General features: G+C 69.5%; 13 protein-coding genes and 7 pseudogenes. 8 read left to right on the forward strand and 12 right to left on the reverse strand.

Annotated features, from left to right (window positions below; all coding sequences use genetic code 11):
• Nucleotides 1-198 precede the first annotated feature (198 nt).
• From OV079_RS51050 to OV079_RS51065, 5 genes and pseudogenes are all read right to left on the reverse strand, one after another.
• Nucleotides 199-2,100 carry an efflux RND transporter permease subunit gene (locus OV079_RS51050; RefSeq protein WP_267777841.1) on the reverse strand — a complete coding sequence of 634 codons (1,902 nt, stop codon included), beginning with the start codon at nt 2,098-2,100 and terminating at the stop codon, nt 199-201.
• A gap of 10 nt (nt 2,101-2,110) precedes the next feature.
• Nucleotides 2,111-2,368, reverse strand: coding sequence for a permuted SH3 domain-containing protein (locus OV079_RS51055; protein ID WP_267777842.1), 258 nt, complete (start codon nt 2,366-2,368; stop codon nt 2,111-2,113).
• 84 nt (nt 2,369-2,452) lie between these two features.
• Nucleotides 2,453-2,623, reverse strand: a pseudogene (locus tag OV079_RS60715) (hypothetical protein); the annotation flags it as partial.
• Nucleotides 2,572-3,147, reverse strand: a pseudogene (locus tag OV079_RS51060) (efflux RND transporter periplasmic adaptor subunit); the annotation flags it as partial. The pseudogenes OV079_RS60715 and OV079_RS51060, both read right to left, overlap by 52 nt.
• A gap of 868 nt (nt 3,148-4,015) precedes the next feature.
• Entirely contained in the window at nt 4,016-4,297 is a 282-nt protein-coding gene (locus OV079_RS51065) for a hypothetical protein (protein ID WP_267777845.1), read from the reverse strand.
• Between the two features lie 200 nt (nt 4,298-4,497).
• Here OV079_RS51065 and OV079_RS60080 point away from each other — a divergent pair.
• From OV079_RS60080 to OV079_RS60095, 6 genes and pseudogenes are all read left to right on the forward strand, one after another.
• Nucleotides 4,498-4,641 (forward strand): annotated as a pseudogene (locus OV079_RS60080) (sensor histidine kinase RegB); the annotation flags it as partial.
• Nucleotides 4,642-4,835: 194 nt separating this feature from the next.
• Nucleotides 4,836-5,039, forward strand: a pseudogene (locus OV079_RS60085) (hypothetical protein); the annotation flags it as partial.
• Nucleotides 5,040-5,103: 64 nt separating this feature from the next.
• On the forward strand, nt 5,104-5,895 hold the full coding sequence (locus tag OV079_RS51075; protein ID WP_267777846.1) for a sigma-54-dependent transcriptional regulator: 792 nt from the start codon (nt 5,104-5,106) through the stop codon (nt 5,893-5,895).
• Nucleotides 5,892-6,386, forward strand: coding sequence for an AAA-type ATPase lid domain-containing protein (locus OV079_RS51080; RefSeq protein ID WP_267777847.1), 495 nt, complete (start codon nt 5,892-5,894; stop codon nt 6,384-6,386). The genes OV079_RS51075 and OV079_RS51080 overlap by 4 nt, the downstream gene beginning before the upstream one ends.
• Before the next feature lie 206 nt (nt 6,387-6,592).
• A pseudogene (locus OV079_RS60090) lies at nt 6,593-6,769 on the forward strand (GrpB family protein); the annotation flags it as partial.
• An 83-nt stretch (nt 6,770-6,852) separates the two neighbouring features.
• Nucleotides 6,853-7,089: pseudogene (locus OV079_RS60095) on the forward strand (GrpB family protein); the annotation flags it as partial.
• A 26-nt stretch (nt 7,090-7,115) separates the two neighbouring features.
• On the opposite strand, the gene OV079_RS51090 reads toward OV079_RS60095, so the two are convergent.
• The 4 genes from OV079_RS51090 to OV079_RS51105 all read right to left on the reverse strand — a co-directional run bounded on the left by OV079_RS51090 (nt 7,116) and on the right by OV079_RS51105 (nt 10,333).
• A complete protein-coding gene (locus tag OV079_RS51090) occupies nt 7,116-8,474 on the reverse strand; it encodes a hypothetical protein (protein WP_267777848.1) in 1,359 nt (452 codons plus the stop codon).
• A 271-nt stretch (nt 8,475-8,745) separates the two neighbouring features.
• Nucleotides 8,746-9,426, reverse strand: coding sequence for a hypothetical protein (locus OV079_RS51095; protein ID WP_267777849.1), 681 nt, complete (start codon nt 9,424-9,426; stop codon nt 8,746-8,748).
• Nucleotides 9,342-9,830 carry an NAD(P)/FAD-dependent oxidoreductase gene (locus OV079_RS51100; protein WP_267777850.1) on the reverse strand — a complete coding sequence of 163 codons (489 nt, stop codon included), beginning with the start codon at nt 9,828-9,830 and terminating at the stop codon, nt 9,342-9,344. The genes OV079_RS51095 and OV079_RS51100 overlap by 85 nt, the downstream gene beginning before the upstream one ends.
• A gap of 365 nt (nt 9,831-10,195) precedes the next feature.
• A complete protein-coding gene (locus OV079_RS51105; RefSeq protein WP_267777851.1) occupies nt 10,196-10,333 on the reverse strand; it encodes a hypothetical protein in 138 nt (45 codons plus the stop codon).
• A 153-nt stretch (nt 10,334-10,486) separates the two neighbouring features.
• On the opposite strand from OV079_RS51105, the gene OV079_RS51110 reads away from it, so the two are divergent.
• A complete protein-coding gene (locus OV079_RS51110) occupies nt 10,487-10,699 on the forward strand; it encodes a hypothetical protein (RefSeq protein ID WP_267777852.1) in 213 nt (70 codons plus the stop codon).
• 592 nt (nt 10,700-11,291) lie between these two features.
• Here OV079_RS51110 and OV079_RS60100 read toward each other — a convergent pair.
• Nucleotides 11,292-11,758 (reverse strand): annotated as a pseudogene (locus OV079_RS60100) (enoyl-CoA hydratase/isomerase family protein).
• Nucleotides 11,759-11,943: 185 nt separating this feature from the next.
• Entirely contained in the window at nt 11,944-13,713 is a 1,770-nt protein-coding gene (locus tag OV079_RS51120; RefSeq protein WP_267777855.1) for a cytochrome P450, read from the reverse strand.
• Nucleotides 13,714-13,760: 47 nt separating this feature from the next.
• Here OV079_RS51120 and OV079_RS51125 point away from each other — a divergent pair, with 47 nt between their 5' ends.
• The gene (locus OV079_RS51125; protein WP_267777856.1) at nt 13,761-14,324 is read left to right on the forward strand and encodes a TetR/AcrR family transcriptional regulator; all 564 of its coding nucleotides are present in this window, start codon (nt 13,761-13,763) and stop codon (nt 14,322-14,324) included.
• A 360-nt stretch (nt 14,325-14,684) separates the two neighbouring features.
• Here the strand turns inward: OV079_RS51125 and OV079_RS51130 are convergent, their stop codons facing one another.
• Nucleotides 14,685-15,005, reverse strand: coding sequence for a hypothetical protein (locus OV079_RS51130; RefSeq protein WP_267777857.1), 321 nt, complete (start codon nt 15,003-15,005; stop codon nt 14,685-14,687).
• Nucleotides 15,006-15,091: the final 86 nt, after the last annotated feature.

Raw genomic sequence — 15,091 nt, forward strand, 5'->3', positions numbered from 1 at the left:
TCCTGGTTGACGCGATCGAACTCGTAGTAGTCGGTGCTGCCGGTCTTCTCGAGCATGCGGAAGGAACGCCACCGGCCGCGCCGTAGCCGGGGACCGCCGGCGGCTCGAAGAACTCGACCACCGCGCCGATGTCCTTGGCCCGCTCCTCGAGCTCCTCGATGACCTCGGTGACCGACTTGTGGCGCTCGGACCAGTCCTTCAGGTTGATGAGGCACGTCCCGGCGTTCGAGGCGCGCCCTCGGTGAGGATCTCGTAGCCGGCGAGGGCCGACACCGACGCGACCTCGGGCAGCTCCTTGGCGATGTTCTGCAGCTCGCGGGAGACCGCGTTCGTCCGCTCGATCGTGGTGCCCGGCGGGGTCTGGATGATGGCGTAGATGATGCCCTGGTCCTCGTTGGGCACGAAGCCGGCCGGCAGCACCTGGTTGACCTGCATGATGCCGAACACGAACAGGCCGAGCGCCAGGAGCGTGACGTAGAACCGCCCCAGGGTCGCGCGGATCACCCGGACGTAGATCGCGGTGACCCAGTTGAACACCCGGTTGAAGCCGCGGATGAACAGGGTGATCGGGTTGCGGGTCCTGCCGTGGTCGTGCACCGGCTTGAGGATCAGGACCGACAGCACCGGCGTCAGCGTCAGCGCGATGAAGCCGGACAGCACGATCGACGAGGCCATCGTGACCGAGAACTGGCGGTAGAACACGCCGACCGGGCCGGGCATGAACGCCACCGGCACGAACACCGAGGTCATCACCAGGGTGATGGCGATGATGGCGCCGCTGATCTCGTTGAGGACCGCCTTCATCGCCTCGTAGATCGACAGGCTCGTCGTCTCCATCTTGGCGTGCACGGCCTCGACGACGACGATGGCGTCGTCGACGACGATGCCGATCGCCAGGACCAGCGCGAACAGGGTGATGAGGTTGATGCTGATGTCCAGCACCGCCATGAAGATGAACGCGCCGACCAGCGACACCGGCACGGCGAGCGTCGGGATCAGCGTCGAGCGCCAGTCGCCGAGGAACACGAACACGACCAGCGCCACCAGCACGAACGCCTCGACGAGCGTGTGGGTGACCTGCTCGATCGAGGCGTCGACGAAGCGCGAGACGTCGTAGCTGATCGCGTAGTCCATCCCCGGCGGGAAGGTGGTCGCCTTGATCTCCTCCAGCGTCTTCTTGACGTTCTCGATGACCTCCTGCGCGTTGCTCCCCAGCGTCTGCTTGAGCACGATCGCCGCCGAGGGGTGGCCGTCGAGGTTGGAGTAGATGTTGAAGAACTCGCTGCCCAGCTCGACCTTGGCGATGTCCTTCAGGCGCAGGATGTGGCCGTCCGGCGTGGCCCGGATGATGATGTCCTCGTACTGCTCGGGCTTGTTGTAGCGGCCCTCCCACACGAGCACGTACTCGAGCGACTGGGCCGTCTTGCCGGTGGCCTGACCGACGCGGCCGGGGCGGCCGATGATGCTCTGGTCGGCCATCGCGTCCTGCACCTCCTCGGGCGAGACGTTGTAGGCCCGCATGCGGTCCGGGTTCAGCCAGATGCGCATGGCGAACTGCCGGCTGCCGAGGATGCGCGCCTGGCCGATGCCCTTGACGCGCATGATCTCCGGCAGGACGTTGACGTTGGCGAAGTTGAACAGGAACTTCTCGTCGGCGCCCTCGGCGGTGCTGAAGACGTTGACGTACATCAACATGCTGGGCATGACGCGCATCAGGATGACGCCCTCGAGCTGGACCAACTTGGGCGGCTGCGGCATCACCTGATCGATGCGGGTCTTGACGTTGATGATCGCCTGGTCGGGGTCGGTGCCGAGGTCGAAGATGACCTGGATCGTCGCCTCGCCGGCGCTGGTCGCGTCGGTGAGCATGTAGCGCATCCCCTGCACGCCGTTGATGGCGCGCTCGAGCGGGATGAGCGTCGACTGGATCAGGACGTCGGCGCTGGCGCCGGGGTACGCGACCGTGATCTGGACCTGCGGCGGCGCGATCTCGGGGAACTGGGACACCGGGCGGGTGCCGATCGACAAGAGGCCCAGGAGGACGATCAGGACCGAGATGACGATGGCGAGGACCGGGCGGCGGAGAATCTGTGCGAACATGTCGGCCTCCTCATTCCGCGTGGTACTTCAGCTGCGAGAACACCTCGGCGGGCTCGGCGAGCTTCACGTCGACGTGCTTGCCGTCCTGGACCTTGCGCAGGCCCTCCAGGAGGATGTGGTCGGTGTCTTCGAGGCCGCTCTCGACGATGAAGGCGTGCGGGAGCTCGGCGGCGACCACGATCGGCCGCTGCTTGACGATGCCGTCGTCGCCGACCACGAAGACGAAGCGACGGTCGAGGATCTCGAACGTCGCCTTCTGCGGGATCATCTGGGCGTTGGGGTACTTGGTGGTGACGACGATGTTGCCGGTCTCGCCGTGCCGCAGCAGGCCCGCGGGGTTCGGGAAGGTCGCGCGGAAGGCGATGTTGCCGGTCGTGTTGTCGAAGTCGGCCTCGATGGTCTCGACCCGGCCTCCGGTTCGAACATCTTGTTGTTGGCCATCTTGAACTTGACGACCATCTTCTGCTCGGGGTCGGCCTTGTAATCGAGGTACTCGGCCTCGGGCACGTTGAAGTAGATCCACAGCATCCGGTTGTCGGACAGCGTGGTCAGCAGGTCGCCCTCCTCCACGAGGCTGCCGAGCCGCACCATGAACCGATCCATCAGGCCGGTGAAGGGGGCGCGGATCTCGGTGAGGCGCATGTGGGTCTGCGCGAGCTCCAGCTCGGCCTTGGCGCGGCTCAGCTTGGCCCCGGCCAGCGCGAGCTCGGCCGAGGACACGATGTCCTTGTCGGCCAGCATCTTGGTGTTCTTGTATTCGATCGAGGCCGCCTCGGCCTCCGCCTCCACGCGGTGGAGGTCCGCCCGGTAGATGAGCGGCATGATCTGGAACATCTTCGTGTCCTCTTGGATCAGCTGGCCCTCGTCGACGAAGATCCCCGTCAGATAGCCGCGCTCCTGGGCGCGCACCTCGATGTGCTGAATCGCGTGGACCTGGGCCACGTACTCGCGGGTCAGCTCCAGTCCTGCCGCAGCGGGGTGGTGACGGCGAGAGACGCCCGCCTCTTCGTGGTGCTCGTGCGGGTGTTGGCATGCCAGCGAGCACACGGCCGCGAGGGCGCCGGCCAGCGAGAAGTCGCGGCATCAGTCTTTTGTCGGCGGCGCGGGCGAGCAGCAGGCGCACGATCGCCAGGACGATCGAGGGACGGGGCCGCCGCAGCGCGCTTGGTAGGTTGTCGTTCATCGAGGTCTGCCTGTCTGGCGCGAGGTCTGTTCGCGCACGGCCCAGGCGCAACGAGGTCCGTCGCCCGGGCCGCGGCCGCTCGGGCCTGGCCCACGCCGTTACACGTGCGATGCCGGGGCCGTATCGATGAAAATGGTTGAGGAAATCGCGGGAGGGCGCGGCCCGGTTGGAAAAATTCCCAGCGCTTCCTGGGAGCCCCTCCCATCGCGGTCCTCCCACAAGGGGCGCGCGGGCCGACCGCTGAGCTCGCCGAGGCGCCTCGCGGCGTCGTCGCGGCCAGGCGCGGCGCGGGTTTCCTGAACCTCCGAGGTCGGGCTTCGCCGTGGCGCGCGGATTGCAGCCGCCTGAACAAACCGCGGTACCCTCGCCGCGGAGGCCTCCTCATGACCCGCCAGCCCTTCGCCCCCGCCGAACGCAGCCGTGTGCGGATCAACGGCCTCGTGTTGGTCCTCGGCGCGGTGCTCAGCGTGGCGATGGTGGCGTGGGTGGGGATCCGCTTCGAGGACGCGGAGTCGGAGCTGGCGATGCAGCGCGAGCAGCGGCGCCTGGCGGACCTGGCGTCGCTGCTGTCCGTCGAGCTCGCGGCGAAGCGGCGAACCTGGCGCGCGACTCGCCGCCGACCGCGGACCCGCCGGCGACACAGCCCGGGACGTGGACCGCGCCGGTCGCCGCGGGCGACGGCCGCGAGCTCGGGGTGCAGGTGCGGATCGGCGAGCTGTTCCACGTGGCCGATCACCTCCACTCGGCGGACGAGCGGGTGTTCGTGCAGCCGCCCGGCGCGGCGAAGTTCTTCGATCTGCACGGCCTGTCCGCAGGGCCAGGTGTGCTCGCGGCGCTGGTCGAGCGCGGCGAGGACACGGGCATGCTGTCGGACGAGCAGGCGCAGCAGCTCGGGCTGCCGGCGTACCCCGCGTTCGTCAGCGTGGCGGCGGCCGACGGCGGGGTCCTCGGGACGTGGCGCGTCGCCGTCGTCGGCAGCACCCGCGAGGAGGTCGAGCGCGACCGGCGAGGCATGCTGCGCGTGATCATCAAGGTGCTGCTGACGGGCATCACGACGGTCGCGTTCGGCTACTTCGCGTTCCGGGAGTTCCGCGCGCAGGTGATGGCGCGCCACCAGCTCGAGCTCGCCGAGCAGCGGCGGGCCGGGGAAGAGGTGCTGGCCCGCGAGAACCGCACCGCGACGATGCTGACGCTCGCGTCGGGGGGTCGCCCACGAGGTCGGCACGCCGCTCGGGCTCATCCGCGTCAAGGCCGAGGCGCTGCGCGACGCGCTGCAGGACTCGCCCGAGGAGCAGGACGCGAAGACGATCCTCGGGCAGGTCGACCGCCTGCGCGACGTGGTCCAGGGGTTCCTCCGCGTCGCCCGCGGCACCATGCCCGAACAGACGCGCGTGGCCCCGGCGACGCTGGCGCAGGCGGTCCGCGACCTGATCGCGCACCGCTTCCAGGCCGCCGAGGTCGCGCTGCAGGTGGAGGTCGCGCCCGAGATGCCGGACGTGCGGGTCAACGCGCTGCTCGTCGAGCACGCGCTGGTCAACCTGCTCGTCAACGCCTGCGACGCGTCCCCGCGCGGCGGCCAGGTCACGCTGCGCCTGCGCCACGAGCACGAGGACGTGGTGTTCGAGGTGCTCGACGAGGGCGAGTACGCGAGGAGGACCGCGAGCGCCTCCTCAAGCCGTTCTTCTCGCGCAAGGCGCACGGCACCGGCCTCGGGCTCGCGCTCACCAACGAGATCGCCCGCATGAGCCGCGGGTCGGTCACCCTCGCCACGCGGTCGCCTCGCGGCGCGATCGCCACGCTGCGTTTGCCCAGGAGGTCCCATGACGAGCGAACACAAGGTCGTGCGCCCGCACGTGCTCCTGGTCGACGACGAGCCCGAGTGGGGCGATGCGCTCGGCGAGGAGCTCGGCCGCCGCGGCTTCAAGGTGCACGTGGTGCGCGACGCCGCGGCCGCGCTCGCGCTGCTCGAGACGCAGGAGTTCGACGCGCTGGTGACCGACCTCCGGCTGGAGCGCGGCGACGGCGTGTCGCTGATGGTGCAGGCGCAGGAGCTCGTCCCGCAGCTGCCGACGATCGTGATGACGGCCTACGCGGCGATCGACACCGCGGTCGAGGCGATCCGCCGCGGCGCGTTCCACTGCCTGACCAAGCCGTTCGGGGTCGACGAGCTGGTGCTGTTCCTGCGCCGCGCGCTCGACGACCGCCGGCTCCGCCGCGAGACCGGCGAGCTGCGCCGGCGCCTGAGCGACGCGGCGCCCCAGGGCCTCGTCGGCCGCAGCACGGCCATGCGCGCGGTGTTCGAGGTGATCGCGGGGATCGCCGACACCGACGTGCCGGTCCTCCTCACCGGCGAGACCGGCACCGGCAAGACCACGATCGCCGCGGCGCTGCACGCCCGCAGCCAGCGCGCGTCGGCGCCGTTCGTCGCGGTCAACTGCGCGGCGATCCCGAGCAGCTGCTCGAGGGCGAGCTGTTCGGCCACACCCGCGGGGCGTTCACCGGCGCGACGCAGGCGAGCCCGGGGCTGTTCGCGGAGGCCGACCAGGGCACCCTGTTCCTCGACGAGATCGGCGAGCTGCAGACGGCGCTGCAGGCCAAGCTGCTGCACGTGATCGAGCGCGGGGTGATCCGACCGATCGGCGGGACCCGCGAGCGCCGCGTCAATACGCGGATCCTCGCGCCACCAACCTCGACCTCGCCGCGGCCGTGCGCGCCGGCGAGTTCCGCGAGGACCTCTATTATCGCCTCGCCCTGGTGGTGCTCGGATCCGGCGCTCCGCGACCGCCGCGAAGACATCCCGCTGCTCGTCGAGCAGTGCCTCGAGTCGGCGCGCCGGCGCTATCCGACAGCGGCTCCGCGCCGGATCGGCGAGGACGTGATGGCCGCGTTCCTCGCCTACCGCTGGCCCGGGAACGTCCGCGAGCTGTGTCACCTGGTCGAGCGCCTGGTGCTGCTGTCGCGCAACGAGGTGATCGCGCTGTCGGACCTGCCCCGCGGCTTCGGCAGCGAGGGCCCGGACGCGGCGAGAGCGGTCCGGGGCCGTTCGGCGACGCGGTGCTGCCGCTTCGGGAGATCCAGCGCCGTTACGCGCGCTGGGCGGTGACGCAGCACGGCGGCGTGAGGCCACGCCGCCCGCGCGCTGGGGGTCGACATCAAGACGCTGATGAAGCTGCTGACGGAGTGACCGCCACGGTCGCATCCGGCTGATACACTCGTCGCCCCATGGGCTCCTCGAATCGCGGCAAGGCGATCGTGATCGCCGACTACGATCCAGGGTGGGTGGCGAAGTTCGAGGCGGCGCGCGAGGCGATGTTCGTCGCCTGCGGCCGGGACGCCTTCGTCGCCATCGAGCACGTCGGCAGCACGGCCGTGCCCGGCCTCGCGGCGAAGCCCATCATCGACATGATGCCGGGGCTGCGCTCGCTGGACGACGCGCCGCCGATCGTCGCCAGGCTGGTGGCGCTCGGGTACCAGTACGTGCCCCAGTTCGAGCAGGACACGCCCTCCGGCCCCGGTATGCCGCTGCGTCGCTACCTCCGCGGCGACGACGGGGACGGCCGCCGCGCTACCACGTGCACATGGTCGAGCACGGCGGCGACTTCTGGACGAGGCACCTGTTGTTCCGCGACTACCTGCGAAGCCACCCGAGGCGGCGGAGACGTACGCGCAGCTCAAGCGCGAGCTGGCGGCCGGCTTCAACGCGACGATCACCGCCACGAGCGACATCAACGTCGGCTACACCGACCGCAAGACGGAATTCGTGGAGGGCATCGTCGCCCGCGCGCGGGCAGAGCTGGCGACACTAGTGACTGCGTGCGCATCCGGACCTGCCTCATGAGACAGGTCCAGGTCGAGCTCGGGTCGCCGGTCGGTTCGCGGCGGAGGTGCTCGTGCAGGACGGCGCGCCTCGTCGCCGCTCATTTGCCCAGTAGAAACCCACGCGATACACGGTCACGGCGATCGCAAGCCCCAGCTCGCCCAGTCGGCGCACGAGCCCCGCGGGGACGGTGGTGACGTCCTTGGGCTTGGTGCCGCTCTCGAACGCGAGGTCGACGACGCGGCGCGTGCACTGATCCCACGCATGGCGGGCGGGCGGGGACAGCCGTTCGAGCAGCGCGCAGATGTGCGCGACGGACGCTTCCGGCGAGCCCTCCACCACGATCCCGAGCGCGACGGAGTGGAGCTCGCCCGTGCGATCGTGGAGGTGGATCACGACTTCGGGCTCGAGCTCGGCGACGACGCGATCGAGGCTCGTGGGCGCGTCGAATTCCAGGTCGGCCGTGATGTAGCGGATCTCCATGGGCGCCGCGACGATAGCAGAGAGCACCTCTCCGTCGGTCGCCCGCACGGGCGCCGCCACGGGAGCGCCGTGGCGGCCTTCAGTCCGCCTCGAAGCACCCCGCCTCGACCAACTCGTCGACCCTTCGCTGCAGCTCCGGATCCTCTGCCCGGCGCAACAACGGCTCGAGCTGCAGCGTGCAGGCGAGGTGGCCGTTGCGTCCCCCACGAACCACTGGGCCGCGAAGATGTAGCCGCACTCGACCCAGTGCTCGACCAGCGCCACGAGGTGCGGGACCGCCTCGACCCGTCCCTCTTTGGCGAGCCGGCGGGACGACGCCTCGGCGTGCGCCTGCTCCCGCAGCAAGTCCCAGACGAGCCGACAGGTGACTGCATCGGCGAGCGCCGGCAACCCGTGCTTCGCGGCGAAGTCACCCACCTGGATCGGCGAGAGCACCCGCGCCCCGACCTCGTCGTCTCGTACCGCGCGCGCAAAGTCGTCGGTCGTCTGCAGCCCCGTGTCGCGCAACAGATCGCTCTGGAGGAACTCCGCCGGCCCGGTCATCCCCTCGTACCGCGCGATCTGGAAACCCATGCTCTCCCGCACCCCTTCGGCGAAGGCACGGTAGCGCTCGGGCGTGATTTCGGCGCCACGCGGCACCAGCACCACCGGCTGCTCGACCTGCATGCCGAGTTCGTCGTCTTGATAGAGGGCCATGACCGCCGTCGCGGGCTCGCCGTCGTGGAAGGACAGCCGCACGAGGGCGCTCCAGGTCGGCGTGGTGGCTTCGACGCGCTCGGAAGACGTCGTCGAGGATTTCGCGGGCGGTGGCGAGGTCCATGAGCGGGCAGGGTACGACACCTGATTCGTCGCGCACATCGCCTGCGCGCCGCGGAACCTGCCGCCCTCCACGAGCAGCAGCAGCGCTGCGTGATAGCGACCCCGCGCGCTATTCGGCCGGCGCATCGGCGCGGGCCATGGGCCGTGGCGCGCGGAGCTTGTGGAGCGCCGTCTCTGCCCAATCGTAGGCGTACAGGGCGGCGAAGAGCCCACGGCCGCCTGGTGCCGCAGGCGGATCACCCAGCGCAGCCGCCCCTCGAAGGAGATCGGCAGACGCTGGATCCACGAGCCCCGCCGGACTTCACCACGTCGAGCGCCGACAGGGTGACGACCTTGCCCATCTTCAGCAGCGGCAGGCGCCAGAGGGGCGGCAAGGGCTTCGTGAAGCCGACGATGGTCTTGAGGGTGGGTCCGCCGATCCCGTGCTCGAGCCGGAACCGCGCCCGCTCGGCGATGGCGGCTTGAAGGGTCCGCTGGATCGCCTGCACGCGCTCGGGGGACAGCCAGCGCCAGGCCGTGGTCTGCGAGAATACAGGCACTGCTCGAGACGGTCCGGATCGCCCGGGCTCGGCGTCTCCCTCGACGTGTCGCCCTCGGTGTCGATGAGCCAGCGCACCAGGTCGGCGCGCACCGGCCCCGACGCGAACAGGACCACGAAGTCGAGGTGGGAGAGCGCGAAGAAGCGGCTGTCCGCGATGGCCGGCGAGTACTTCTCGCGCACCATGTTGCGCATGATCTGCCAGTCTTGCACCGTGGCGTCGTTCACCCGATCGATATAGGCCCGATCGAGGCGATGCTCGCGGACGTCGCGCTCGACGATGTTGGCGATGTGCCACGAGGTCACCATGGCCAGCGAGATCCCCTGGCTGTAGTAGGCGTCGATGATGGACGCCGCGTCGCCGACCATGCCGTAGCGCCGCTCGCTCACGAAGGTGTCGGTCAGGTGTTGCACGTCGCGGTAGCTGCGAAACTCGAGCAGGGTGTCCTCGGAGATGAGTCCGTCCAGCACCGGGTGACGGCGCATGACGTTCCAGAACTTCTCTCGCAGCGAGGAGCCTGCCGGCGGCAGGCGCTGGTCCACGTGACGCCGATGCTGATGCGATCGCCGCCGAGTCGGATGACCCAGATCCAGTAGCCCTCTCCCCACATGTGCACCGTGAAGTAATCACGCGAGCTCTTCTCGCCGTCCTCGTCGTCGAACACCCAGCGCTCGCCGAACAGGGCGTCGGTCACGCCGCTGAACTGGCCCCACGCGGCGGTCGTCTGGAAGCCGTCGTCCATGTCGACCGCGTGCTTCATCTTCTTGGCCAGGAATCGGTTCCGGCCCGAGCAATCCAGCACCCAGCGGACCCGCGCGCTCGCCGGCGTTCCGTCGCGGGTGGACGACCAGACGACCGTGTGCGGCCCGTCGCCCTCGTCGAGCAGCACGTCGCGGACCTTCGCGGTGTCGCAGAGCGTGATTTTGGGTGACTCCGCACCTGGTCGCACATGAAGCGCTCCAGCTCGGGGCGGACCATCTGCATGTCGAGGAACATGCACCTCGACCACTTGTCGTCGCACAGCTTCTCGTAGAGATAGTGAGGCGGATGGAAATCGGCCTGCGCCCCCCACTCGGACGCTCCCTCGAAGCTCTGCGCGCCCTCCGTGCCGTGCGTCATCCACACGCCGCTTGGGGAAGCACTGCGGCAGGAACGGCTCGACGCCGCCGATCGTCCGCAGGAAGGCGTTGGTGAACAGCAGCATCGATTCGCCGACCTTGTAGCTCTCTTTTCGGTCGGTCAGGTTGTCGACGATCACCACGCGGAGGCCGCGCTTGCGAACTGGAGGGCGTTGAACAGGCCCAGCATCCCCGCGCCGATGATCGCGACGTCTGCCTCGACGGCCTCGGACACCGAGACCCCGGCCGCGGGATCGAACTCGCCGTTATCCATACGCGGATCCTCTCTCCAATTGTGCCACCGACCGCGGTCGGCGACGGAATCGCGCCACCGGAGCGCCGCTTCAACCGATCACGGGCAGCTGCCCGTCCACACCCTCGCGCGGGTCGCCGTACGGGGAGAGCTCCGCAGGAACAACTCGCGGGAATGGGCGTTGCCGCGGAGGACGTGCACGATGAGGTGAAAGCGGTCGACCTGGCTGTCGTTGACGACGGAGTGCTCGTAGCTGAGGTTGACCGCGAAGGCCCGCCCGTCGGCGAACGGGACCTCATGGACGACGCCTCGATCGCGGTAGAGGACCGACAGCCCTCCGGATGGTTGAGCGCGATCGAGATCGAGGCGAGCTTGCGCTCGCTGTAATCGGCGTGGAAAGGGACCTGCCCGCCCGGCCGGAGCAACATCAGCCGGACGCGGCCGAACTGCGCCTCCGGGAACGTGGTCTTGACATAGGTCGTCGTCGCGGGGCACGGGTCGGCCGCGTCCGTCCACCGGTACGCGTCGGCCTGGCCGGCCTCCGGGCCCCATAGGCCTCGAACCCGAGCGTCTTGTCGCTCCCCAGCCGTGGAGGGTCAGCGCCTTCCAGCGGCCGTCGGGGACCTCGCCCTCGCGGTGATCCACGGATGGGGATCCGGCTCGCGGCCTCGGCGAGCACGGCCTCGCCCGGCGGGGGATGTCCAGCCGCAGATGCGGCAGGTCACTGTGAACGATGGAACCGTAGGAACGTTCGTGATTCATAGCATCTTCCCGAGGTGCTCGGCCCGGGCGCTCGCCGCCCGGGCGACGCGCCCGTCCACTCCGCGCGGGTGTGTGCGCGTACATGTTCGAGGCCTCGCCGGGCACCTCGGCGTCGTGCCCCGCCATCCGGCGCGCAGCCGCGAGCGCCATAGCTCTCAACGCGTCGGCCGGCACGACGTGCGACGCAGCCTCCGCCGCTCCGCCTCCTGCGCGCCGATCAGGGCGCCGTCCAGCGCAGCTCCAGCGCGTGCGCTTCGCCGATCCGCCGCGACACCGCAGGGAACACGAGGTACGGCCAGAGCCTCCGCGTGACCTCGGGGAGGCCGAATCGGGCGTCGTCGGCGGCGAAGATGACGTCTCCCAGGACGGCGAGCCCGAGGCCGCCGCCGACGGCGTGGCCCTGGACCGCGGTGATCAGGGGCTTCGAAAGCCAGGCGAACGCGGAGAAGAGCCGCTCGTGCGCGGGGGTCGTCTGCGACGCGCCGGCCTCCTGAGGTCGAGCCCCGCGCAAAACGACGGACCATCGCTTTGCAGGAGCAAGACGTTGATATCGTCGTCGGCGGCGGCTCCTTCGAATTCGGTCAACAACCCGGCACAGGTCGCGGCGTCGAGCGCGTTTCGCTTTTCGGGCCGTCTGATTGTTATGATCCGTACGCCGCGATCCGTCTCGCCAACTACCGTCATCCGCCCCAACACACGCGGGAACCTAATCCCCAGGAAAGCCTCGATCAAGCGCTAAGTTCGGCGCGTTCTCGTCAATCGGAGATATGAGGAGGAGGCCGGGGTTTGTCGGGAACGCCGGGGGGTGAGATTGACCTCGCGGCGTAGTTGCCGGCGGAGCCACGAATGGACAAAGGCGAGCGCAGCGCTCAGGAGAGCGCGGTGATGCTGGAAACAGAAGGCCCGGCCAGGAGGAGCGAGGCTTCGGTTCGCATCCTCTTCGTGAGGGCGCGACCCCGCTGGCCCCATCGCGGCGTTGCACCCGCGCTTCGTCCAGGATTTTCGGGACGCGCATGGATGCTCCTTCGCGTCGAGGCGGCCGACGGGCTTGCGGAGCTCGCCCAATGCGGATAACGGCCGTCGTGTTCGCGCGGATCGATATCGTGCTCGCGCCGGGCGGTATTGTCATGACTCCGATCAGCCGCCTCGAGGACTGCCGACGCCGTAGTATTTAAAACATCCGGCCGCGTCGGCTGGAGTGACGAGAGTCGCAAGGGGCGGAAATCGCGGCTTCGAGGAGCAGGATGGTTCGAGCTCCGGGGCCGCGGAGGGCGGTCTCGATCTTCGACCGGGCGAGCTCGATGCTGGCGAGTACGCCGTGCACCGCCACGAGCGACGTGCACCGACCGCGAGACCGACTTCGTGGCGGAAATCGTCACCGAGCGCGCACGGCGGTGACTGCGTGCGCGCGATCCCCAGGCCTGACCCATGAGACAGGTGCAGATCGAGCTCGTCAGGTCTCGCGTCAAGCGCGGTCGCAGGTCACGATCGCGTCGCGCAGCTCGTAGCTGAGCAGCATCTCCGACCAGCCGACGTCGGGCGCGCGCTCGGGCGGATCCCGGGACACGGAGCAGCGCGTCGAGGAACATGCGCGTCTCGTGCAGGGCGACCTGCTTGCCGGGGCAGTGATGGGCGCCGGCGCCGAAGCTGAGGAAGGCGCCGTTCGTCTTCATGCGCTGGGCCCGATCGGGGTCGAGCGCGCGCGGGCACGGGCCGACGGCGGCCTCGTCCTCGTGGATCGCCCGCAGGTCGAGCGCATACTTCTCGTCGCCCCTGTCCGCCGAGTGGGTCTTGCGCCGGTAGAGCAGCGAGGCGATCGGCTCGAGGCGGAGGATCTCGTTCAGGATGGCGAACTGGCGCGCCTCGTCGCCCGCGAGGAAGTCGGCCCGCAGCGCGGCGTCGTCGAACAGGTGCCAGGCGGCCATGACGATGAACTCGCGCGTCGTCACCATCCCGGCAGCGGCGTAGGTCATGCACTCGGTGAGGATCGCCCGCTGCGAGGCGCCCCTGGCCAGGAGCTCGGAGAGGAGGTCGTCTTGCGGCGCTTTACGGCGGGCGCGGAGGGCGAGGGTGATGTCGTTGACGTAGAAGCCCAGCATCGCCCGGCCCTTGCGCAGGCCGGCGGCGAGCCTGGCGAAGACGTTGAGCCGGTGGTGCCAGCCGGCGGACAACATGAGCGCGAGGCGTCGGGCCATCTTCGGCATGTCGCTGTCGGTGAGCCCGACGATGTTGGCCGCGACCGCCACGGTGAGCTCGAAGCTGATGATGTCAAGCTGGGCCCGGCCGTCGCGCCGGAGCTGAGCGAGCAGCCGCGCCGTCTCCCGCTCGATGATCGCGTGGTAGCGGCTGGTGATCGCCTTGGGCGTGAAGAAGCGGGCGATGCCGGTGCGCTTCTCGCGGTGCGGGGCGCCGTCGAGGAAGAACACCGGCGCCTTGTCCGGATCGCTGGTGTCGACGAACTCCGCGCCGGCGCCGCCCTGCAGCAGGTCCTTGTCGAGCAGGACCTCCCGCGCCCGCTCGAACGCGCGAACATGCTCGGCCCCGGGCTCGATCTTGATCCGCTGCGTGACGACGGCCGCGCTCTTGCTGTCGTTGCGGGTGGAGGTAAAAGGACATTTCGCGGCCGAATCCACGCTCATCGCCGTCCAGCTCCCGTTCTCCGGTTATGAGACACACTGTATCAGCCGTGGTCTCCGACACCTCAGCAACCGACGCCCGTCAGGTCCGCACCCGCGCCAAGCTGCTGCGCGCGATGCTCGCGTTGCTCGAGCGGGAGCCGTTCGAGAGCATCACCGTGCGCGCGCTCGCCTCGGAGGCGGGGGTCGGCTACGCGACCTTCTTTCGCCACTACCCGGACAAGGAGGCGCTGCTCGACGACCTCGCCGCGGACGAGATCGCCGGGCTGCTCGGCGCCGCGATGCCGCTGTTCTCCGCCGAGAACACGGGCCGGGCCTGCGTGGCGCTGTTCGAGTTCGTCTCGCGGCGTCAGGCCCTGTGGCGCGCGCTGCTGACGGGCGGGGCGGCGCCGCGACTGCGCGAGCAGTTTGTCGGCCAGGCGCGCAAGCTGGCGGCGAGGTCGGAGACGAAGACCGCGGCGATCTGCCCGATCGACCTGCGCGTCACCTACGCGACGTCGGCGACGATCGAGATCATCGGCTGGTGGCTGCGACAACCAGAGGCGCTGCCGATCGAGACGATCGCGGGGATCCTCGACCGACTGGTGATCACGCCGACCGTCGCGGAGCGGTAGACAGGGTCGACGTGAACAGATTGACGATCGCAGCCCTCGCGCCGCTGGGGCCGGTTCGAGGCGAGCTGCGAGCGCAGCACGCGGACTCGCGGATCTACTCGTCGTCCTCGGCGCCCCAGAGCTCCACCGAGTAGCTGTCGCCGGGCTGGAGCAGCTCGAGCGGCGAACCCTCGACGAGCGCGTGCCCGAGCGCGTGGGCCGCCATCACACGCGCGTCGTCGCCTTCAGGCAGCGCGTCGAGGGCGGCCTGCGTCGCCTCGCTGGGCTCGTACTCGTCGTCGTCGACGTCGCCCTCGCTCAGGTCTTCGAGTGAGAACCTCGGCGGGCCCTTCTCGGCGATCGGCTCGTTCAGCCACGCGATCAGGGCGCCGTAGTCCGACTCCGGGAGGCGCCGGATCGCCTCCGTGGAGAGGAGGCGCGCACGAACGGGTCGTGGTCCACGTCGTTGAAGTGGCGTAGGGCCGCGATCAAAGAATCGCGGTTGGTGCGGAGGACGCTCGCCCACTGCTCGAGGATGGCGTTCACGTCGACGTCGCCGGGGACGGGCACGGACTCGTCGTGCTCGTCGTTCGGATCGAACGGGATCGGCTGCTCCCACGGAAGCTCTCGATCGATCGCCCAGCGCTGGATCGGTCCGATGAACTCCTCGCCGTCGAAGAAGTCGCCGTCGTCGTCGACCACCTGGAGGCGAGGGAGGAGGACGAGCGATCCGAGGCCGAGGTGCGCGCGAGGCGACGACGTCGCCGTACTTCCACTGAAAGGTGTCG

Origin of the sequence: Nannocystis pusilla, assembly GCF_026626665.1 — a bacterium.
GTDB classification, from domain to species: Bacteria; Myxococcota_A; Polyangia; order Nannocystales; family Nannocystaceae; genus Nannocystis; species Nannocystis pusilla.

Bases quoted from the DNA above. Each gene is read 5' to 3' on its own strand.
- OV079_RS51050 (WP_267777841.1), bottom strand. From the start codon at position 2,100: ATGTTCGCACAGATTCTCCGCCGCCCGGTCCTCGCCATCGTCATCTCG.
- OV079_RS51075 (WP_267777846.1), top strand. From the start codon at position 5,104: ATGACGAGCGAACACAAGGTCGTGCGCCCGCACGTGCTCCTGGTCGAC.
- OV079_RS51055 (WP_267777842.1), bottom strand. From the start codon at position 2,368: ATGATCCCGCAGAAGGCGACGTTCGAGATCCTCGACCGTCGCTTCGTC.
- OV079_RS51105 (WP_267777851.1), bottom strand. From the start codon at position 10,333: ATGGATAACGGCGAGTTCGATCCCGCGGCCGGGGTCTCGGTGTCCGAG.
- OV079_RS51110 (WP_267777852.1), top strand. From the start codon at position 10,487: ATGGGCGTTGCCGCGGAGGACGTGCACGATGAGGTGAAAGCGGTCGAC.
- OV079_RS51120 (WP_267777855.1), bottom strand. From the start codon at position 13,713: ATGAGCGTGGATTCGGCCGCGAAATGTCCTTTTACCTCCACCCGCAAC.
- OV079_RS51065 (WP_267777845.1), bottom strand. From the start codon at position 4,297: ATGCCTCGCCGGTCGCGCTCGACCTCCTCGCGGGTGCTGCCGACGACG.
- OV079_RS51095 (WP_267777849.1), bottom strand. From the start codon at position 9,426: ATGCGCCGTCACCCGGTGCTGGACGGACTCATCTCCGAGGACACCCTG.